Annotated in this window: 18 protein-coding genes; 11 read left to right on the top strand and 7 right to left on the bottom strand. The window is 41.8% G+C overall.

Annotated elements, in window-relative coordinates; all coding sequences use genetic code 11:
* Positions 1-56: 56 nt before the first annotated feature.
* On the top strand, positions 57-1178 hold the full coding sequence (locus AACQ81_RS12385) for a multidrug effflux MFS transporter (protein ID WP_237387481.1): 1122 nt from the start codon (positions 57-59) through the stop codon (positions 1176-1178).
* Positions 1179-1292: 114 nt separating this feature from the next.
* Here the strand turns inward: AACQ81_RS12385 and AACQ81_RS12380 are convergent, their stop codons facing one another.
* The 4 genes from AACQ81_RS12380 to AACQ81_RS12365 all read right to left on the bottom strand — a co-directional run bounded on the left by AACQ81_RS12380 (position 1293) and on the right by AACQ81_RS12365 (position 3336).
* Positions 1293-1589, bottom strand: coding sequence for a helix-turn-helix domain-containing protein (locus AACQ81_RS12380; RefSeq protein WP_237387480.1), 297 nt, complete (start codon positions 1587-1589; stop codon positions 1293-1295).
* Complete coding sequence (locus AACQ81_RS12375) at positions 1586-1939, bottom strand: type II toxin-antitoxin system RelE/ParE family toxin (protein WP_237387479.1); 354 nt, start codon at positions 1937-1939, stop codon at positions 1586-1588. Before AACQ81_RS12375 ends, AACQ81_RS12380 begins: the two co-directional genes overlap by 4 nt.
* Before the next feature lie 150 nt (positions 1940-2089).
* Positions 2090-2833, bottom strand: coding sequence for a type 2 GTP cyclohydrolase I (locus AACQ81_RS12370; RefSeq protein WP_237387478.1), 744 nt, complete (start codon positions 2831-2833; stop codon positions 2090-2092).
* 293 nt (positions 2834-3126) lie between these two features.
* A complete protein-coding gene (locus AACQ81_RS12365) occupies positions 3127-3336 on the bottom strand; it encodes a YbfA family protein (RefSeq protein ID WP_237387477.1) in 210 nt (69 codons plus the stop codon).
* Between the two features lie 468 nt (positions 3337-3804).
* On the opposite strand from AACQ81_RS12365, the gene kdpF reads away from it, so the two are divergent.
* The 5 genes from kdpF to kdpD are packed head-to-tail and all read left to right on the top strand — an operon-like array spanning position 3805 to position 11004.
* Positions 3805-3894 carry a K(+)-transporting ATPase subunit F gene (gene kdpF, locus AACQ81_RS12360; RefSeq protein ID WP_237387476.1) on the top strand — a complete coding sequence of 30 codons (90 nt, stop codon included), beginning with the start codon at positions 3805-3807 and terminating at the stop codon, positions 3892-3894.
* Entirely contained in the window at positions 3895-5592 is a 1698-nt protein-coding gene (gene kdpA, locus AACQ81_RS12355) for a potassium-transporting ATPase subunit KdpA (RefSeq protein ID WP_237387475.1), read from the top strand.
* Between the two features lie 16 nt (positions 5593-5608).
* Positions 5609-7675, top strand: coding sequence for a potassium-transporting ATPase subunit KdpB (gene kdpB / locus AACQ81_RS12350; protein ID WP_237387474.1), 2067 nt, complete (start codon positions 5609-5611; stop codon positions 7673-7675).
* A 41-nt stretch (positions 7676-7716) separates the two neighbouring features.
* Positions 7717-8298, top strand: a complete 582-nt coding sequence (gene kdpC, locus AACQ81_RS12345; RefSeq protein ID WP_237387473.1) for a potassium-transporting ATPase subunit KdpC — start codon at positions 7717-7719, stop codon at positions 8296-8298.
* Between the two features lie 3 nt (positions 8299-8301).
* A complete protein-coding gene (kdpD, locus tag AACQ81_RS12340) occupies positions 8302-11004 on the top strand; it encodes a two-component system sensor histidine kinase KdpD (RefSeq protein ID WP_237387472.1) in 2703 nt (900 codons plus the stop codon).
* 155 nt (positions 11005-11159) lie between these two features.
* On the opposite strand, the gene pulA is transcribed toward kdpD, so the two are convergent.
* Positions 11160-13967: a pullulanase-type alpha-1,6-glucosidase gene (gene pulA / locus AACQ81_RS12335; RefSeq protein WP_237387471.1), complete on the bottom strand. Its 2808-nt coding sequence runs from the start codon at positions 13965-13967 to the stop codon at positions 11160-11162.
* Between the two features lie 278 nt (positions 13968-14245).
* On the opposite strand from pulA, the gene AACQ81_RS12330 reads away from it, so the two are divergent.
* Positions 14246-14674, top strand: coding sequence for an EamA family transporter (locus tag AACQ81_RS12330; protein WP_237387470.1), 429 nt, complete (start codon positions 14246-14248; stop codon positions 14672-14674).
* Between the two features lie 76 nt (positions 14675-14750).
* Here the strand turns inward: AACQ81_RS12330 and pgm are convergent, their stop codons facing one another.
* Positions 14751-16391, bottom strand: a complete 1641-nt coding sequence (gene pgm, locus AACQ81_RS12325; RefSeq protein ID WP_237387469.1) for a phosphoglucomutase (alpha-D-glucose-1,6-bisphosphate-dependent) — start codon at positions 16389-16391, stop codon at positions 14751-14753.
* 81 nt (positions 16392-16472) lie between these two features.
* Entirely contained in the window at positions 16473-17006 is a 534-nt protein-coding gene (seqA, locus tag AACQ81_RS12320) for a replication initiation negative regulator SeqA (protein WP_237387468.1), read from the bottom strand.
* 271 nt (positions 17007-17277) lie between these two features.
* Between seqA and ybfF the strand changes: the two genes are divergently transcribed.
* The 4 genes from ybfF to AACQ81_RS12300 all read left to right on the top strand — a co-directional run bounded on the left by ybfF (position 17278) and on the right by AACQ81_RS12300 (position 21126).
* On the top strand, positions 17278-18057 hold the full coding sequence (ybfF, locus tag AACQ81_RS12315) for an esterase (protein ID WP_237387467.1): 780 nt from the start codon (positions 17278-17280) through the stop codon (positions 18055-18057).
* 251 nt (positions 18058-18308) lie between these two features.
* Entirely contained in the window at positions 18309-19046 is a 738-nt protein-coding gene (locus AACQ81_RS12310) for a class I SAM-dependent DNA methyltransferase (protein WP_237387466.1), read from the top strand.
* A 311-nt stretch (positions 19047-19357) separates the two neighbouring features.
* The gene (locus AACQ81_RS12305; protein ID WP_237387465.1) at positions 19358-20098 is read left to right on the top strand and encodes a class I SAM-dependent DNA methyltransferase; all 741 of its coding nucleotides are present in this window, start codon (positions 19358-19360) and stop codon (positions 20096-20098) included.
* A gap of 284 nt (positions 20099-20382) precedes the next feature.
* The gene (locus AACQ81_RS12300; protein ID WP_237387464.1) at positions 20383-21126 is read left to right on the top strand and encodes a class I SAM-dependent DNA methyltransferase; all 744 of its coding nucleotides are present in this window, start codon (positions 20383-20385) and stop codon (positions 21124-21126) included.
* Positions 21127-21481: the final 355 nt, after the last annotated feature.

Raw genomic sequence — 21481 nt, 5'->3', positions numbered from 1 at the left:
ATTCAACAAAATGCTAACTTCACTTCCATTAATCATCCGTTATCAGAAGAAAAATCATGCAAACTAAACCCTCGCTTTGGCTCGCCATCGCCTTACTCATGTTTCCGCAGATTGTGGAAACTATCTATAGCCCTGCATTAGCCAATATTGCCAAAGGATTTTCGGTTGGTTCAGAGCAGGCAGCTCAAACACTTTCACTCTATTTCTTTGCCTTTGCTTTAGGTGTTGTTATATGGGGTCGTATGTGTGATGTGATTGGCAGACGTCCAGCTATGATTGCCGGTCTGTCACTTTATGGTTTAGCTTCTCTTCTTGCACTGATAACCCAACAATTCTGGTTATTGCTCGTTGCCCGAATGCTATCCGCTTTCGGTGCCGCTGTCGGCTCTGTCGGTACCCAAACCATTATGCGAGATAGTTTTAAAGGAGATGAATTAGCGAGGGTTTTCTCCATGATGGGTATAGCCCTGGCAGTCAGCCCGGCTATAGGAATGGCCAGTGGCTCAGCATTGAACTATTTATCTGGATATCAAGCGGTATTTGCTGGATTAGCTATCCTGGCAGTTATCCTAATCTGCTGGTCTATTGTTCGACTGCCAGAAACTCGTCCAGTTAATGTGACAAAAGTATCTCTATGCGAGACTTCAATCATAATGCTCAAAGATATTTCAACTTGGCGACATGCGTTTCTGATCGCATTTTTCAATGTTAGCCTATTCAGCTATTACCAATTAGCACCATTCCGTTTTGCGCAATTCGGCTTGTCACAGGAAACATTTGGCTATACCGGCCTGTTATTGACTTTGGGTGTTGGCTTCGGATCGTTACTGAATAAATACTTATTAAAGAAACAGTGGATATCAGCCAGATTAGTTGCCCTCGCCTCATTGATTAGTTTATTGAGCGGAATTGGTGTCTATCTGCTCGAAAATAGCTGGTTATTTATTTTTCCAATGCTCGGAGTGGTAACCGCTTACGGGCTTGCTATTCCGAATGTTTTAGCTTCTGCACTGAACAACTATGGGGATCGGTTGGGTACAGCGGGGGCTTTACTGGGGCTATTCTACTATTTGCTGCTCGGCCTTGGTTTGGCATTGGCTGGCTGGAGTCAGGCATTGGGCTGCGTGCTGATTTGTTGTGGTATCGCAACAGTTTTTATATCGACCCGATCTCTATAAATAAGCCGGGCTTCAAGCCCGGCAATATTAATCACATAAAATAGATAAACAAACTTATATCCCAACCCGCACCGGGCGAAAATTGACAGCGTTTTTCGTTAATAAATCAAATCGCTATATATGAAAAATGCGATCCCCAGTTGGTAATTCTATCGTCAGACTCAATTTTCCGCCCATAGCTTCAATATAACGCTTTAGGGTAACCAACTTGATATCATTACCTCTTTGCTCTATTTGTGTAATTGCGGGTTGACTAATGCCTAAGCTATCTGCCAATTTTTTCTGAGACAAATTAAGTTCTTCTCTCAACAGCTGTAAGCCTGTCTCTAAAACCATCTCATCAGCCATTTGTTTGATATATTCACGATCTTCTGCTGAGAACTCTTGAATCTTATCTTTGAGAGTTTTCATTTTTTACCTTCCAAATTTTCTAAGTAGGTTTCATATTCAGCATCTGCAATCGAGATCATTTCTTTATAAAAACGCTTTTCATTTCCTGTTTTATCACCAGCACATAGAACAATAGCTTGCCTCAAAGGATCAAATGCAAAAAACGCTCTTATTGGCCTTCCCTTACACTGTATCCGTAATTCCTTCATATTACTAAATTTTGAACCATATAAAGCGTCAACAGCGGGACGTCCTAATTGAGGACCAAATATTTCCAATACACTCAAATCTGCCAAGATTTTTTTCTGCATATCGATATCTTGAACATCAAACCAATTCTCAAATCGGGGAGTTAGAATGATAACCCACACAGTAGCCTCATAAGCCATGACTTATATTATGATTACATTATATAAGCTATAAATTATGTATCAACCTATGAAAGTAAAGATCGTTTCCATCAAAATATAAACAATCCCCAGTTTTCTTCTCCGGGAATCCACTGGGGGCGATATCAAACATTAAGCCGGGTTAGGAATATCAATAAAAACTACATCCAGACCATGATTATTTACCAGCCATTCACCGAGTACTTTGATGCCATAACGCTCTGTGGCGTGATGTCCGGCGGCAAAGAAATGCAGCCCCATCTCACGGGCAACATGGATAGTCTTTTCTGATACTTCCCCTGTTACAAAAGCATCAACACCAAATTCAGCCGCCTGCTCGATAAAACTCTGGCCGCCACCTGTACACCATGCCAGTGTGCGAATTTCTTCCGATGCATTGTCGCCACAGTGCAAGACCTTGCGTTCCAACTCTTTTTCAAGGCGGTCAGTCAATTCTGCGGGGGTAATGGGCTGATCAAAAGCACCATGAGGAAGCAGAGAATCAATATTGCCGATAATCTTCGCGCCCATTTTTCGAGCCAGCTGGACATTGTTACCCAATGTAGGATGAGCATCCAGAGGAAGATGGTAGCCATATAAGTTGATATCATTACAAAGCAGAGTTTGTAAACGGCGGCGTTTCATACCACGGATAACCGATGATTCATTCTTCCAGAAGTACCCATGATGCACGATGATGGCATCCGCTTCGAGGCGAACTGCTTCGTCCAACAATTCCTGACAGGCTGTCACACCTGTAACTACCCTCTGAACATGGGGACGACCTTCCACTTGCAGTCCATTGGGGGCATAGTCTTGAAACTCAAGGACATTCAATTCCGTATTGAGCACATGTTCCAATTCAACATTGTTCATCACATTCCCCCTATCACTTAGCTTTTTCAACATAAAATACATACCTGCCATAAACTAAGTCAATTAACTCGCCAAATTACCTGTTTTTTTACATTCCTGTGGCAATTCGAACCCCATTGGATATAGATTGCATCTTATGCTACATATACAACAAAACACCTCGCCAGAGTAAACCAGCAAGGTGTCAAAATGCTATATTAAAATCAAAGTACTTGTTCAGGCAGAAAGCGCTGAGATGAAAAAAGCAAACCTGATAGACGGAAAATGCAGTCATGCACTGTCATAATGGAATTTTAACGATTTCGAATACCTGCGGCCGTTTCTGAACTTTCCAGCCACACAGGCTTATCGCTGGTTTTCAGCCATACTTTATGCAAGTAGCTGTAAAAACGAGCTCGGTCACGACGAAACAGCATAACAGGAAGCGCAATGACACCGAATGCGATAGCGCCAATACGCCGCAAGAGAACCTGATGCCAAGAGTATTCACGATATGTAGACATTGGTACCCTCCTCATGGGGCTAATTCTGTAAGACGAGTAAAATTTTACCTGATAAAATGAAAACTTACCACTCATCCGACCACTTTTTTAGTGGTATAAATCACTCTTTTTTTCCTGTGTACGTAATTTAATTACAAAATAAACACCTAAACAGAAATAAAACAAACAATTTAAGAACAAACAATTAACCCTCTATTGTTTGCTACACTTGTCTTAATAACCCTTATTAACTAATTCTGTTTTCCTTTTATACATCGTTAACACTTCCGGCATCTCTTTTATACCCATTGGATTTCAAGGTGCAGCGCGACGGCAAGGGAACAAATCCTCAACAACATAGATAACCGTATATTTATAAAAACGGTGACTGGGTAAATGAATGCAGCCAACAAAGCCGCAACTTAAAAGACGACAGGTATATGCAATAACTAGCTAGTTCTTAAAGAAATAAGCAAGGAGAGATACACCATGAACGTATTGATCATCATTGGTATTTTTCTGGTGATGCTATTACTGATTTATCTGATTTATGCGTTATTAAATGCGGAGGACTTTTAAATGGTAGCATCGGCTTTCCTACTGATTGCCAGTTTTCTGTTACTTCTGTTTCTCTTAAGTAAACCTCTTGGCAGTCTGATTGCCCGTTTAGTCGAAGGAGAACTACCACACTGGCTGACCAAAACAGAAACCAATCTGTGGCGCTGTTGTGGACTACAAAAACCCGGCACCAGCATTAAAGAGATGAACTGGTGGCACTATTTTCTCACCATCCTCATATTCAACATTACAGGATTACTGCTGCTATTTATCCTGTTGATAAGCCAAGGGCATCTGCCATTGAATCCACAGCATTTTTCTGGAATGAAATGGGATCTGGCTTTAAATACTGCTATCAGCTTTGTTACCAACACCAATTGGCAGGCTTACAGCGGAGAAAATACACTTAGTTATCTAAGCCAAATGGCTGGATTGACTGTCCAGAACTTTCTGTCTGCGGCAACAGGAATTGCAGTAGCATTTGCCTTTATACGGTCATTTTCCCGTCAGGGAGTTAACACACTGGGAAATGCATGGATCGATATTACGCGCATCACCCTGTATCTTTTGTTACCACTTGCTGTCATTATTGCCTTACTTTTTGTCAGCCAAGGGGTTATCCAAAATTTCTCTCCTTATGCACTGATTCATCCCATTGAAAATCAACAACAATTACTCCCTATGGGACCCGTCGCCTCGCAAGAGGCAATCAAAATATTGGGAACAAATGGTGGAGGATTTTTTGGGGCAAACTCCGCTCATCCATTTGAAAATCCAACCGCATTCAGTAACTTTATTCAAGTTCTGGCTATTTTCCTGATTCCCAGTGCATTGTGTTTCACATTCGGTCTAGTTGTTGGGGATAACCGCCAGGGTTACACCTTGCTCTGGGCGATGAGTCTTATTTTTATTTTCGCTACAATCGTTGTGATGTATGCCGAAATAAATGGTAATCCTCATCTTGTATCCCCCAACGTCAGCAGTCATTTCAATATGGAAGGGAAGGAAACCCGTTTTGGTATTCTCACATCCTCTCTCTATAGCGTAGTCACTACAGCCGCCTCGTGTGGTGCTGTCAATGCCATGCATGATTCCTTCACAGCACTAGGAGGTATGGTGCCACTCTGGTTAATACAAATCGGTGAAGTGATATTCGGCGGTGTCGGTGCTGGCCTTTATAGCATATTGTTGCTCGTCCTTCTGGCTGTATTTATTGCAGGTTTGATGATTGGCCGCGCACCAGAATACTTAGGTAAAAAAATCGATGTCTATGATATGAAAATGGTCGCATTGGCAATTTTGATTACCCCTTCACTTATCTTACTAGGGACCTCTTTGGCGATTTCAACCGATATCGGTCGCAATGCAATTACCAACCCCAGTGCTCATGGCTTTACCGAGGTACTCTATGCTTTCTCCTCTGCTGCCAACAATAACGGGAGTATGTTTGCTGGACTGAGTGCCAATAATGTTTTTTATAATTTATTGTTAGGAGCTGTGATGTTTCTCGGACGCTTTGGCAGCATTGTGCTGATCCTTGCGATCGCTGGCTCTATGATCAGAAAAAAACGCCAGCCTATCAGCAGCGGTACCCTACCGACATACGGTTTTCTCTTCACTGGATTATTAATCCTGGTTGTTTTATTAATTGGCGCACTCACTTTTATTCCCGCTCTGGCCCTTGGCCCCATTGCAGAACATTTACAACTTTGGCAATAAGAGTGTGAGGTAACTTATGAAAAACAAACAACAAGCATTATTTGAACCGACTTTGATTCACCATGCACTTATCAATTCGCTAAAAAAATGTCATCCCACTCTCCAATGGCGTAATCCCGTTATGTTTGTTGTCTATCTGGGAAGCTGCCTGACTACCGCCTTATGGATTGGAATATTAGTGGGGCAGCTCACCGGCAACGCTTTATTTACTGGCTCAATTGCCCTTTGGCTATGGTTTACTGTGCTATTTGCCAATTTTGCAGAAGCCTTGGCGGAAGGACGCAGCAAGGCGCAAGCATCCAGCCTAAAAGACGTAAAAAAAACCAGTTGGACAACCAAACTGACATCGCCCAATCGTGAAGCCGCAAAAGAAAAGGTGGTTTCTGATATTTTACGCAAAGGCGATATTGTGTTGGTAGAAACCGGCGAAATTATCCCCTGTGATGGTGAAGTCCTCGAAGGAGGTGCCTCCGTTGACGAAAGTGCCATTACAGGAGAGTCTGCTCCGGTTATCCGCGAATCTGGGGGAGATTTTTCCTCAGTTACTGGTGGCACCCGGGTTTTATCAGATTGGCTGATTATCGAATGTACCGTCAATCCGGGAGATACTTTTCTGGATAGGATGATTTCAATGGTCGAGGGTGCCAAACGGCGCAAAACACCCAATGAAATATCTCTCACCATTTTACTTATTGCATTGACCATTATTTTCCTGCTCGTCTGTATAAGCCTGCTTCCTTTTTCCCTCTTCAGTGTTCATGTCAACCAATCCGGTGCTCCTCTCACACTCACTGTGCTTGTTGCCCTGCTGGTTTGCCTTATTCCTACCACCATTGGTGGGTTACTTTCTGCAATTGGCATTGCAGGCATGAGCCGCATGCTGGGTGCCAATGTAATCGCCACAAGTGGGCGCGCCATTGAAGCCGCTGGCGATGTGGACGTTCTGCTACTGGATAAAACCGGAACAATCACGCTGGGGAATCGCCAGGCATCTCAATTTTTACCCGCTCCCGGCGTAACAGAACAACAGTTGGCCGATGCAGCCCAGCTATCTTCTCTCTCTGACGAAACACCGGAAGGACGCAGTATCGTGATTTTGGCAAAACAGCGTTTTAATATGCGTGAACGCGATCTTCTGGCACTGAATGCCAAATTTATTCCTTTTTCAGCCATGACACGCATGAGCGGGGTCAACATTGGCAATCGCATGATTCGCAAAGGCGCAGTTGATGCCGTTCGTCGTTATATTGAAGCTAACCACAGTCAATTCCCTGATGCCATTGATCTTTTAGTACAACAAGTTGCACACAAAGGGGGAACCCCGTTGGTTGTTGCTGAAAATCAGCAAGTTCTGGGAGTTGTTGCCCTGAAAGATATAGTCAAAGGCGGAATCAAAGAACGTTTCAGTGAAATGCGCAAAATGGGCATAAAGACCGTCATGATTACAGGGGACAACCACCTGACCGCTGCTGCGATTGCAGCCGAAGCGGGTGTTGATGATTTTCTGGCAGAAGCGACCCCGGAAGCGAAACTGGCTCTTATCCGCCAATATCAGTCCGAAGGGCGTCTGGTTGCCATGACGGGAGACGGTACAAATGATGCGCCAGCACTGGCGCAGGCAGATGTTGCTGTTGCGATGAATTCAGGTACGCAGGCTGCAAAAGAAGCGGGCAATATGGTGGATTTGGATTCTAATCCCACCAAGCTGATTGAAGTTGTGCATATTGGTAAACAGATGTTGATGACCCGTGGTTCTTTGACCACGTTCAGTATCGCCAATGATATTGCCAAGTACTTCGCCATCATTCCCGCAGCCTTTGCCGTGACGTATCCCCAGCTTAATACCCTGAACTTAATGCATCTTCATTCACCGGGTTCGGCAATACTGTCCGCAACTATTTTCAATGCAATCATCATCATTTTCCTGCTTCCTTTAGCTTTAAAAGGTGTCAGTTACCAGCCAATGAATGCATTATCACTTCTGCGCCGAAACTTATGGATATATGGTTTCAGTGGCTTGCTTGTTCCCTTTGTCGGCATCAAGCTCATTGATATGCTGCTAACTGTATTAGTTCTAAAATAACCTATTGTTAAATAACTAAGCCTGTACATAAGGTGATAAAAATGATTTGGTTACGTTCTTCGATTGTTTTGCTGACATTTCTTACAATAATCACGGGTATTGCCTATCCATTACTGGTGACAGGAATATCTGAAGCCTTATTTCCCCACCAAGCTAAAGGGTCATTAATAGAACAAAATGGCAGATGGGTTGGTTCTAAGTTAATTGGTCAAAATTTTACCAAGGCCATCTATTTTCATGGGCGCCCTTCTATGACAGCCGAAAAGCCGTATAACACTCTGGCATCTGGAGGCAGCAATCTTTCAATCACTAATCCAGTATTGACCAACAAATTGCACCAAAACATTATCCGAGTACGTTTATTTAATTATCCCGAAAGCCTTCCGATCCCTGTTGAATTAGTAACGGCATCCGGTAGTGGACTAGATCCCCATATTTCCCCTGAAGCTGCTGAATTTCAGGCGCAACGTGTTGCTAAATCCCGCCACTTGCCACTCAAGACGGTTAATGAATTAATTCAGAAGCACACTGAATATCCCTTATTGAATTATTTAGGCAACCCCGTGGTGAATGTACTAGAACTTAATCTGGCTCTTGATAATCTACACCCAAGAGGCAGATAAAATATGGATCAAAATGAATTTCAACGCCCCGATCCAGATGATTTACTGACACTGGCAAATAAAAAACCACGCGGCAAGCTCAAAATATTCTTTGGTGCTTGTGCGGGTATTGGTAAAACCTATGCCATGCTGCAAGAAGCCCAACGACTGCTGGCGCAGGGATTAGATATTATTGTTGGAGTTGTTGAAACTCATGAAAGACAAGAAACCGCTGCATTACTAAAAGGCCTGCCTCAATTACCGCCAAAATATCTTCACCATCATGACCGCAGGGTAACAGCCTTTGATATTGATGGTGCCCTTGCCCGTCATCCTGCCATTATTCTGATGGATGAACTGGCATTCAGTAATCCTAAGGGGTGTCGGCACCCCAAACGCTGGCAGGATGTGGATGAGCTACTGGAAGCAGGCATTGATGTGCTGACCACAATCAACGTGCAACATCTGGAAAGCCTGAACGATGTTGTCGGGGCAATTACCAGTATTCGCGTCCGCGAAACTATTCCCGATCATATATTTGATCAGGCCGATGATGTGGTTCTGGTCGATCTCCCTCCTGATGACCTGCGCCAGCGGCTTAAAGACGGCAAAGTCTATATTTCTGGTCAGGCTGAGCGTGCCATTGAACATTTTTTCCGGAAAGGAAACCTGATTGCGTTGCGCGAATTAGCACTACGCCGCACGGCAGACCGCGTAGATGATCAAATGCGTGCTTTTCGTGATACCCGTGGACAAAAACCCGTATGGCATACGCGGGATAATTTACTCTTGTGCATTGGCTACAATGCAGGCAATGAAAAATTGATCCGGACAGCAGCTCGCTTGGCAGCAAAGTTAGATTGTGTCTGGCATGCTGTTTATGTTGAAACTCCCAAATTACACCGCCTGCCAGAGAGCAAACGGCGTACCATTTTAAATGCATTGAAACTGGCGCAAGATCTGGGCGCAGAAACTGCAACGCTCTCCGATTCCCATGAAGAAAAAGCCATCCTGCGCTATGCCAGAGAACATAATCTGGGCAAAATCCTTATTGGCCGTTATTACGGTGCATACTCAAAATTATTTGGTTATAAATGGCGACCTGACTTTGCTGAAAGACTGGGTAAACTCGGCCCTGATCTGGACTTAATTATTGTTGCATTGAAAGACCGGAAACCTTGGGATAAAGAATCCAGAGATACCCGCCCATTCCATGAAAAATGGCGAGTGCCGATCCAGGGCTTCATTATGGCCATCGTGCTCTGCACTTTGACCACTTTCTTTTCGAGAACATTTTTGCTTACCCTTGATAAAGCCAATCTGGTCACTCTCTACCTGCTTGGCGTTGTCATCATCGCCTTATTTTACGGCCGTTGGCCTTCAGTCTTTGCTGCTTTTATCAATGTTGTTAGCTTTGACCTCTTTTTTGTCCAACCGCATTGGTCATTGTCAGTCAAGGAAATGCAATACCTGCTCACATTTACTGTCATGCTGATTGTGGGCGTTGTCGTAGGAAACCTGACCGCAGGAATACGCTATCAGGCCAGAGTTGCCCGCCATCGAGAACAACGAACTCGGTACCTGTATGAAATTACCCGGGAACTTAGCCGAGCGCTGAATGAAGAAGATGTAGCCCGTATCAGCTATCACTTTCTATCCAATAGCTTTCAGGCAAAAACCGGACTGTTGCTACCAGACAGCAACCATCGTTTATATCAGGTAAAATCCAATAACGGTGGCCAAATGCAAATCGATGAAGCTATCGCAAAATGGTGTTTTGACAAAAAACAACCTGCTGGGGCTGGTACTGACACTTTACCGGGAGTGCCTTACCAATTACTTCCCATCACTACACCTTCTCAGGTATTCGCTGTTCTTGCGATAGAATCTTCTAACCTGCGCCAATTACTGGTGCCGGAACAACAACGATTATTACAAACATTCACAGGTATTATTGCCAACGCACTGGAGCGATTACATCTGGCACGCAGCGCAGAATCTGCCAAACTGGAAACTGAACGAGAGCAACTGTGCAATTCTCTGCTGGCAGCATTATCCGATGATCTACGTACTCCATTGACCGTTATGTTTGGGCAAACAGAAATATTAATGTTAAATTTATCTGCTGAAAACTCACCACACACTAAACAAATTAACCAAATTCGCCAGCAAATTCTCAGTACGTTTCGGCTGGTTAATAATCTACTGGATATGGCACGCATCCAATCGAGGGGGATTCAGCTTAACCTTGAATGGTATCCGCTGAAAGAAATTGTCAGCAGTGCTTTACGTTCATTGGAATATAGCCTCCAACGCTACAATGTAGAACTTTCCCTACCTGCCAATTTATTCTTGCATTGCGATGCAACCTTACTGGAACGTGTTTTTATCAATTTACTGGAAAATGCCATTAAATATACTCATGAACAAACACTCTTGGGCATACAAGCCACCATTGAACAAAAACAAATACATATTGAAGTCTGGGATGCTGGAATTGGAGTTCCATCAGGGCAAGAACAACTTATTTTCAATAAATTTTCGCGCACCAGTAAAGAATCTGCCATACCCGGTGTTGGGTTGGGATTAGCCATCTGTCGAGCCATTATTGAGATTCATGGTGGCAAGATATGGGTGACTAACAATAAAAGAGGTGGGGCAAGTTTTCACTTTGTCTTACCGTTGGAAGAGCCACCAAAAATTGAATATGCTCTAGAGGGCATATAAGTACAGACAAAAACAATACTCATCATCACTCTAGAGCAAATCAATTCAACTCCATCACTCACTTTTCAGGTACCCAATCTGATTAACCTTATCCCCTGAGTTATTTCACCGCTACAAATTTGGCCGCTACAATGTGAAAAGCGCAGGTATAGGCATTATTTCTTACGGACAGGTATCCCTTTTCCTCGAATTCCTTCCTGTGGTAAAACCAATACTGCTACTGACCATGCAGGCATGATAACCTCACCATTTCCCTTTATTTGCACTCCCGCAGCCAGAGAGTTACTACCCAATTCATGCTGAATATCATTTAACTTCAATCCATTGATATTAAGTTCTTTGACAGCAACAGACCACGGGGCAGCATTAATAACTACGACCAAGCCATCAAATCGCCAATCACGATCGTGAAAGGTCGTATTACCGTCGTCAATAGTCATCACCAGCAACCCGATTTGCTGATGCGGGCCTACGTTCAAAAAATCAATACGTTGCTTAACAGCAGCCCCATCACCAAGAGCCAGCAATGGTGAAAATTGACGTAAACGCAATAATTCCTGATAAAAGGCCATCATTTGCAATAATTCACTTCGGGCTGGTTTTTGAACCCAATTTTTCACACGATTAATCAACGGATAATTTTTACCATCATTGCTGCACTCCGGCATTCCCACATCATAATTATTATCCTTATAGTCATAGCTAACACGATTAAACCAATCACCCGCATTGTAAGAATCACGGGTAAACGATTTTGAGCGTAATAGCTCTGAGCCTTGTTGGTCAAAAGCCAACCCTTGCCCAAGGAATACGGTGGCAAGAGAGATTGCCTGCATACGTACCCGTGTTGCCAGATCTGCCTGATATGCAGCCTTGTAGCTAATGATATCCCACAATGTCTGATTATCATGCTTGGATACATAGTTAAGTACTTCAGTGGGATTTGACGCATATCCTGCAATAACGCCTTTATAATCAATTTCATGACCTTTTTTCACTGCCCCGTCTTTGTCAATCATGACAAAATCAGCCAGATTGCCGATCATACCAAGACGCACAAGATCCAATAAATGGCGTACTTCATTTGCATCTAACCGCGAAATTTCATTAGGCAATGTTCCTGCACCATTACCAATACCCTGATTGGTGCGGATATTATCGGCAAAATCAAACGGCCCACCCCCCCGTACTGCATCCCGCAATCTGTCAGAGAAAGTACCTATGCTAGTCCCCCTAAGATTAATTTGTGAGGCGGTTTCGAACCGGGCATCCTGTCCTGAATTCCAGCCTTCACCGAAAAAATAGACTGATGGATTAACGGCCCGGACTTTTTCCAGTGCTGATAGAATTTGTGTTTTAGGGTGATATCCCATTAAATCGAACCGGAACGCATCAATTTTATAGTCTTTAGCCCAAGTCACCAGTGAGTCTTCAATAAGTTTGGCGAACATTCGGTGCTCCGGCGCGGTGTCGTAACAGCAGGTATTTTTTTCAACCTGACCCGTTATTTCATCCAAACGGTGGTAATACCAAGGTACTATTTTATCCAGTACCGATGTTCGGGATGTCGGACCAACACCATCAGTATGGTTGTAAACAACATCCATAATCACATTCATACCTAATTGCTGTTTGATAGCCTGCACCATTGCACGAAACTCTTTTATGCGCCCTGAACCTTCTGGATCAGTGGCATAAGAGCCTTCCGGCACTGAATAGTGAAATGGATCGTAACCCCAATTATAGGAGTCTGTATTTGCCACCATCGCATTCAATTCTTGCACTTGCGGGTTATTGATATCGTCTATGGGTTGCAATAGTTGCAAAACTTCTCTTACCGTCAATGAACTCTGGCAATAATCAGCAAAACGGCTATTTTTCACTATCGGGTTAATCTGGCACAAACGACTAAATGGATGATCAATATCAGCCACTTTGTCTTTAAATTCATTAATGGAGGCGATATCAAATACAGGTAACAATTCCAGATGGGTTATCCCTGACTGCCCGAGCGTTTTTAGATGCTTGAACATATTACTGTTATTGGCAGTCAGAGCCAGATATTTACCACGCCAAGTTTCCGGGATCGTGTTATCTGCAACAGAAAGATCACGGATATGCGCTTCAGAAATGGTCATACGCGCAATATTTGCGGGTGTGTTTTGCGAGTGTGGAGTAAGCAAATTATCCCAGTTTTGCGGTTTCAATGCTCCATCATCCAGATTGACAATCTGACTATATTCCGAATTGGTGGACAAACTATACGAATAGGGATCAGTAACCTCATAATGTTCAACATTGCGGGATTGGGGATGGTACACAGTTAACGCATAGCGGTAATAGGAACCCATCAATGCTCTATCACCCTGCCATGACCAAGAGCCACTTGCTGCGTCACGTTGCATTACATGATTAGCAATAATCTGTTTGTTTTGATTATAAATTAATATATTGACCTCTTGCGCACTAGGTGCCCAAAGGCGGAAAAGTATTCCCTTATCACTGACTAATGCACCATATTTTAATGTTTCAGCAGCATCAGCAAAACGGTCATCCAGCACTCCCGCTGTCTGAACCTGAGCCGATGAAAGTAATTCACCTTGCTTATTAGCAGCCAGAACCACTAAATCCCCTGTCAGCAGCCGATCAATTTCCACATTTTCCGGCAAGCCGAATGCTGTCCATTCAGCCAAATGAGGAAACTTTCTTGCGGTTTCCTGACTCAAAATTGTCGGTGTGAGTATCAGATAGTTATCAGTAAAATAACCTTGTTCATTGGTTTCTACTTTTTTGTTTTGATTATGGTATAAGCGGACAATGGGCTGACCAGCACCCTCCGGCCATAATAATGTTTGTCTATCAACCCAATGTGCAGATGCCTGAGAAATTTCTGGTTCTGAGTCAGAGGCTTCAGTCTGCCGATAAATTTGCCCATCCAATACCTGATTCAAATTTTGTACCATCGGTTTCTCCTGAATATTGAAAAAATTATTTTTGTTTTGGGAGCAACTTACAAGTAATAAAATAAGTAATCCATTGAATAAAATAAGATAAATCTTTTTCCAAAAGTGAGGTGTCATTGCCAACCCTTTTTAACAAAAAAGATAACATCGACCATTTTATTTTTAATAAAAATGGGAATAATAATTAAATATTGTATTGAACATTCTTACCTCATCCTTTTATCAATAAATATGGGAGGAGAATAAAGGATGAATTGGAACACATAGGATAATTGCATATGAGTACATGGTTGATTTATGCCTTACTCTCCGCACTAACAGCAGCACTGGTAGCTATCTTTGGTAAAATTGGGCTACAGAATCTGGATGCCAATACAGCAACCGCCATTCGTGCAGTCATTATGGCATTGTTTCTGGTGGGAGTTGTTATTGTGCAAGGAAAGTTAAATCTTATCAGCGAAATCCTCGCCAATCGCAAGGCACTACTGTTTATCCTATTAAGCGGGATAGCTGGTGCTCTCTCCTGGTTGTTTTATTTTCTCGCGATCAAACATGGCAATGTCTCCCGAGTGGCTCCCATCGATAAATTAAGCGTGGTATTTGCGGTCATTCTGGCAGTAATTTTATTTAGTGAGAAAAACTCTTTGGTAGCAGTCACAGGTATCACATTGATTAACATAGGTGTTTTGATGGTTGCTTTGGGGTAATCCAAACGTCAGGGACATCAAAACAGTGAAAGCCGCAGCAACTGCTGCGGCTTTCACTGTTTAAGTCAGGAATTAATTAACCTGCAGCAAATACCTGATTAACGATTTCCTGCGCTTCTTGCTCAATTTTCTCTCGATGTTGAGCGCCGAGGAAACTTTCGCAATAGATTTTATAGGCTTCTTCCGTTCCAGAAGGGCGGGCAGCAAACCAACCGTTATCACTCATCACTTTCAAACCACCAATAGAAGCACCATTCCCCGATGCGGTTGTCAGGCGAGCAGTGATTGGATCACCTGCCAATGTACCGGCTTTCACCATTTCTGGTGATAGTTTGGACAGCAATGCTTTTTGCTGATGAGTTGCTGCTGCCTGAATGCGGCTGTAGCTTGGCGTACCAAAACGAGCTTCCAGTTTGTCATAGCGCTGTTGTGGGTTCTCACCAGTAATTGCGGTCATTTCAGCCGCCAGCAAACAAAGGATAATGCCGTCTTTATCGGTTGACCACGGTGTGCCATCAAAACGCAGGAAAGATGCGCCAGCACTCTCTTCACCACCAAAGCCCAATTCGCCTTTATATAGCCCATCTACAAACCACTTGAAGCCGACAGGAACTTCCAGCAATTCACGGCCTAAATCAGCAACAACGCGGTCGATCATGGCGCTGGAAACCAACGTTTTGCCTACAGCAACCTTTTCAGACCATTGTGGGCGGTGGCGGAATAAATAATCCACTGCCGTTGCCAGATAATGGTTAGGATTCATCAGGCCGGCTGGTGTGATAATCCCATGGCGGTCATAATCAGGATCATTGGCAAAGGCCAGATCGAATTTACCACGTAACTCCAGCAAACCCGCCATTGCCCAACGGGATGAGCAATCCATGCGGATCACACCGTCATGATCCAGTGTCATAAAACGGAATGTCTGATCGACTTTATCATTAACCAGTGTCAAATCGAGATTGTAGTACTCGCCAATCCGCTGCCAATAAGCGATACCGGAACCCCCTAATGGATCAATCCCAATTTTCAGCCCCGCTTTCTGAATAGCAGCCATATCGACAACTTCGCCTAATGCGGTGACATAATGATCAATTAAATTCTGAGGATGCAAATATTCACTTTTCAATGCCTGTTCATAAGGCAATCGCTTAATGCCATTAAGATCACCTGCCAGTAATTCGTTGGCACGACGTTCAATAATGGCAGTAAGATCAGTATCGGCAGGCCCTCCATTAGGTGGATTATATTTAATACCACCGTCTTCTGGCGGGTTATGCGATGGCGTGATCACAATTCCATCAGCCAGATTTTTTCCCTGACGGTTATAACATAAGATGGCATGAGAAATAGCCGGCGTTGGTGTAAAACCGTTATTTTCCTGCACAATCACATCTACACCATTCGCCGTTAATACCTCCAATACAGAGATAAAAGCCGCTTCAGAAAGTGCGTGAGTATCTTTACCCACATAGCATGGCCCGGTAATCCCCTGCTGCGAACGGACTTCCACTATCGCTTGAGTAATAGACAGAATATGAGTTTCGTTAAAACTGTTGCGTCCAGAACTGCCACGGTGACCAGAAGTACCAAATTTGACCTTGTGTGTCGGATTTTCAGGGTGTGGTTGTAGGGTGTAATACTGTGATGTGAGCTGAGCAACATTAATTAAATCGTACTGCTGGGCAAGTTGCCCAGCTCTTGGGTGAATTGCCACTTTATTTCTCCTGAGAGACTGCACTGGCTTACCCGCCAGCGCAGTATAAATAAGTTCAGCGGATTAGAGCTGCTAACTAAACTAAATAGTGCCGCACACTTTTTCAATCAAATTTGCCGGAAACTTCATATCCTGCATAACATATTCGATCATGCTGCGTTTACGGTCAGTATTAGTATTGGTAATAACCCAGAAAGGAGTGCCGGGGATATGACGTGGCTTGGTCTGCTTGCCACTGGCCAGTAATGTATGCTCATTTCCAGCAAAATAGGTGCGGGTACGGCCATGCATCGCTTCTGTTGTTTTAGAAAAACTCTCACCGTTCAGACTATACAGCGTAGACAGGATCAGCATAAAGCGCTCAACAGATTTTTTCTTTTCTGCATACTCGTCGGAAAGCAATAGCTCGCGAACAACGCGAACAGCATCACGGGAGCGGGATACGGGAGTTTTAACAGCAGGTGCGGGATCATTGGCAGGCGGTGTAATTTGTACTGGCTGCCCGGCGTCCAATTTCAGTATGCGCCGTAAAATATCAGATGCACTTTCACCGATATGCAGAGTTTGGCTTGCAATAAAGCGGTAAAGGTCTTCATCAACTTCTATCGTTTTCATTTCTATCCAGTACTGTTCTTAATGAAAAAATTATCTTGCGATTATAAGATATAATGCCAAAAAACAAAACAATTAAACTTTCAATAACTTAAAGTGACTCTTTCTAAAATTAGTAATTTTTAAAAAAGTGACTTTTCCTTTAAAATAAATCAATCAGTTACAACTATTTCATCTCATTTTCATCCCATTGGATTTGTCACTGACCGCGTGTCATGATATTAAGCATCTCAATATTAAACATTGCATAAATGACATTAAGTTCAGGCAAATCATGAAGTCAAATAGTCAATTAAATTATCATTTTCACACACCGGAAAATCCGAAATCACCCACGCCCATTGTTTTGATTCATGGCCTTTTTGGGGATTTAAACAATCTTGGGATATTGGGGCGCGATTTACAGCAATATTATCCGGTGATTCAAATCGATGTGCGTAACCACGGTATTTCACCACGAATTGAGAACATGGATTACCACGATATGGCGCAGGATGTTTTGACTCTCCTTGATGAGCTTAATGTGCCAAAAGCTACAATCATCGGGCATTCCATGGGCGGAAAAATCGCCATGACCATGACAGCGGTTGCACCAGAACGCATTGAGAAAATTATAGTTATTGATATGGCTCCTGTTGCTTATGCAATCCGCCGTCACGACAATATTTTCTCAGCACTGAACAAAGTTATAGAAGCAGGAACAGAAACCCGGCAGACAGCGGCAGACATCATGCGTCAGGATATTCGGGAAGATGGTGTTATTCAGTTTTTGCTGAAATCATTCCGCCAGGGGAAATGGAAATTCAATCTGCCTGTTTTGCAAAAAGAATATGAAAAAATTATCGGTTGGGAAATTATTCCTGCATGGTACAAACCTGCCCTGTTTATTCGTGGTGGAAATTCTGATTACATCACTGAAGAATATCGGGACGATATTAGCAGCCAGTTTCCACAAGCTACAGCATGGGTTGTAGCCGGTTGTGGACATTGGGTTCACGCAGAAAAACCTGAAACTGTGCTCAGGGTAATTCATCGATTTTTAGGAACAGAATAATGATGATATCAACCCACCGAATGTGGGTTGATAAAAATAATATTCTTTCAAAATTACTGAAAAATCAGTCCATTCAAAAATAATTTCATTTTTATTTTTACTCTTCCTAAAAAGTATAACCAGTATAAAAATAGTTATACCTGTTCCACTGACAACCTCTTAATATATACTGATAAAAAACAGTTATTAACTATTACACCCGTATTAAACAAGTAAATATAACATTTTGAATTTAATTAAGGATAAAAGTAATGACCGATAATATTTTATATAATCCGATTGCACATCTTTATGAAAGCTTTTCAGACTCAACCCCCCACATCGACGTAGAAATTCGTACTATCCTTAATCTAGCCGGTGATGTACAAGGGAAATCAGTGTTAGATTTAGCCTGTGGATATGGTCTTTTTAGTCGGAAATTTAAAAAACTCGGAGCTTCAAAAGTTATTGGTATCGATATATCTGATCAAATGATAGAAATTGCCAGAAATAAATCGCAACAATATAACGATGGTATTGAATTTCACATAAGAGATGTCTGCAAAATGGAGTCATTCGGAAAATATGATCTCATTGTTGCAGCCTGGTTATTCTGTCATGCTGAATCACTTGAAGACCTTAGCACAATGTTTCGTGTTATTGCCGATCATCTTAAGCCTTCCGGTAAATTTGTAGCTTATACATTTGAACCCGACTTCCGATTGGAAAAAGGCAATTACATGAATTACTCCATAAAAGTACTTAGTGAAGAGGCAGTAAAAGATACGACGCTTGTGAAAGCTGAATTTCTTACCACTCCCCGCAGTCCTTTCACAATGTACCGCTGGAGCCGTGAACAGTATGAAGATGCTATCAATAAGGCGGGTTTCAAACACTTTGAATGGCATAAACCGATGCTGATGGAAAGTGATATTGTCAGTCAACCCCCCGGTTATTGGAATGATTTTCAACGAAACTGCCTTGATACAGCGCTTGTTTGTCAATTTTAACAAAATAATTCCCCGTAAAAGTACGGGGAATTATCTTAACTGGAACTTAAAAAATGGCGGGTATAAAAGAAAGATCCTATTTAACAATTCTAAATCAACCTAATAGCCTACTATAATCAAATTCACTTTTCTGAAAAAACGCGTTTACTAGTCAGTCCTATTTTTATTTTTTATAAAATAATAATAGTTCCTCCAATGATAAAAATAATTATTTCTCATGTTAGATTGTTATTTTACTGTACTTAACCGAGGTGTAAGAATATAAAACAACGACAATTAACATCCTAACCATTAACAAAGGAGTCATTATTATGCAAGAAGAAATACACTATGATCACATCGGAGAAAATTATGAAAACTTCTACAATTCTGTCCCGCAACGCAAAGTAGAAGTTCGTGCATTATTTAATATGGTTGGTGATGTTCAGGGAAAATCAGTCCTAGATTTAGCTTGTGGGTATGGTTATTTTGGTCGTGAACTATACCACCTTGGTGCATCAAGAGTCGTTGGTATAGATATATCCGAAAAGATGATCGAGCTAGCCAGAGAAAAATCAAAGCTATATGAGGATAAAATTGAATTCCATGTAGCCAATGTAAGTGACATGCAATTATTTGAAAAATTCGATATTGTCACCGCAACATTTTTATTTCACTATGCAAAATCAATTGAAGAACTCGAAAGTATGTTTCGTTCTGTTGCTAACCATTTAAAACCTTCTGGCAGGCTAATAGCTTATATGGCTTCACCCGATTATCAATTAACAAAAGGAAATTGCCATAACTATGGTCTGAATGTTCTCACTGAAGAACCATTGCAAGGTGGATTTATTCATCAAGTCGAATTTATTACCACACCTCCGATACAGTTAACTTTCTATCGCTGGAGTCGTGAAACTTATGCGAATGCGATTCATAAGGCTGGTTTCAGTCAATTAGAATGGATAAAACCTATCTTATTAGAAAGTGATATAGAAAGTTACCCTCCTAGTTTCTGGGATAATTATCAGAAAAATTGTATGCACGCCGGACTTATCTGCCAGCTTCCATAAGCCTTTTCTACCAGTGACTTCAACGCTACTGTATTTACTTAATTTTTCAAGTTGCTGCGTTTTTGCTACGCAGCAACTTGAAATTCATTGAGTATAATTTCCTGCAAGATTTTAAACAAAATAAATCTCTGGTTACAGCTAAGAAGAAATTTTAAATATTAAGGGAATAATTAAAATCGCAATTATAAATAGAATAGTTAATCAACAAAAATAATTATATCTAACTTATCCTCAATAGCTTAAATTCCATAATCATTCTAAATTATTCAAAAGAGGATAGGGTAATGCAAATAAAAGATACCTCCTATGAGCCGATTGCAGAACGTTATAATAGCTTTTCAGATAAAGGCCCACTACGCATACTTGAAATGCGAACTATTCTGGATTTAGCCGGAGATATACAAGGAAAATCAGTCTTAGATTTAGCCTGTGGCACGGGTTATTTTGGACTACAATTCAAAAAGCTTGGTGCTTCCGAAATCGTAGGTGTCGATATATCAGAAAAAATGATAGAGATAGCCAAGGAAGAATCACAAAAACAGGGGGCTGATATCAAGTTTCATGTTAGAAATATCAGTGAAATGGAGTCATTTGGAAAATTCGACATCATTGTTGCAGGCTGGTTATTCTGTAATGCAGAATCCATTGAAGAACTTGATGCAATGTTCAGGGTAGCGGCTGATAACCTTAAGCCTTCCGGAAAATTAGTTGCTTATACGATTGAACCTGATTATCGATTAGATAAGCGTAATAACTATCGTCCCTATGAAGTCGATATTCTTAGTGAAACCCCCTGGAAAGGTGGATTCCGTTATGAAGCTGAGTTTATCACTGATCCACCAAGCCCACTCATTTTTTACAGTTGGGGTCGCGAATATTATGAAAGTGCAATGAATAAAGCGGGATTCAAACGCTTCGAATGGCGAAAACCTATGCTGATAGAAAGTGACATTAAGCGTTATCCTGCTGGCTTTTGGGATGTTCACCAAAAAAATTGTTGGGAGACTGGATTTATCTGTGAATTTTAACAAAATTCCCCCTTATAATTTTAGGGGGAATATCCTTTGACAAATTTATTATTATAATTTTAATTAAATATATTAATTAAAAGTTCACCTACAAACCCCAGACAATCCTTTATTTAACAACTAAAATATGATAAACCAGAATTCCGATTTAATTATAAATATTGAAATCGTTTGGAAAAAAATGCCAAAACAAATTATCACAATATACCCAAAAATAAACATTTAAAAAAATTGTTAATTTATATATTAAATATAATTAAAGAAATTAGGGTTTGTAAGATCTTTTCCATTAAAAAACCAATTAACAGAACAACCCGCACAACTTGAACACTTGACCAAACAGAGTAAAACAGTT

The organism is Xenorhabdus sp. Sc-CR9 (assembly GCF_963897815.1).
GTDB lineage: Bacteria > Pseudomonadota > Gammaproteobacteria > Enterobacterales > Enterobacteriaceae > Xenorhabdus.
The sequence above is the reverse complement of the archived record's forward strand: the minus strand, read 5'-3'. Positions and strand labels throughout refer to the sequence as shown.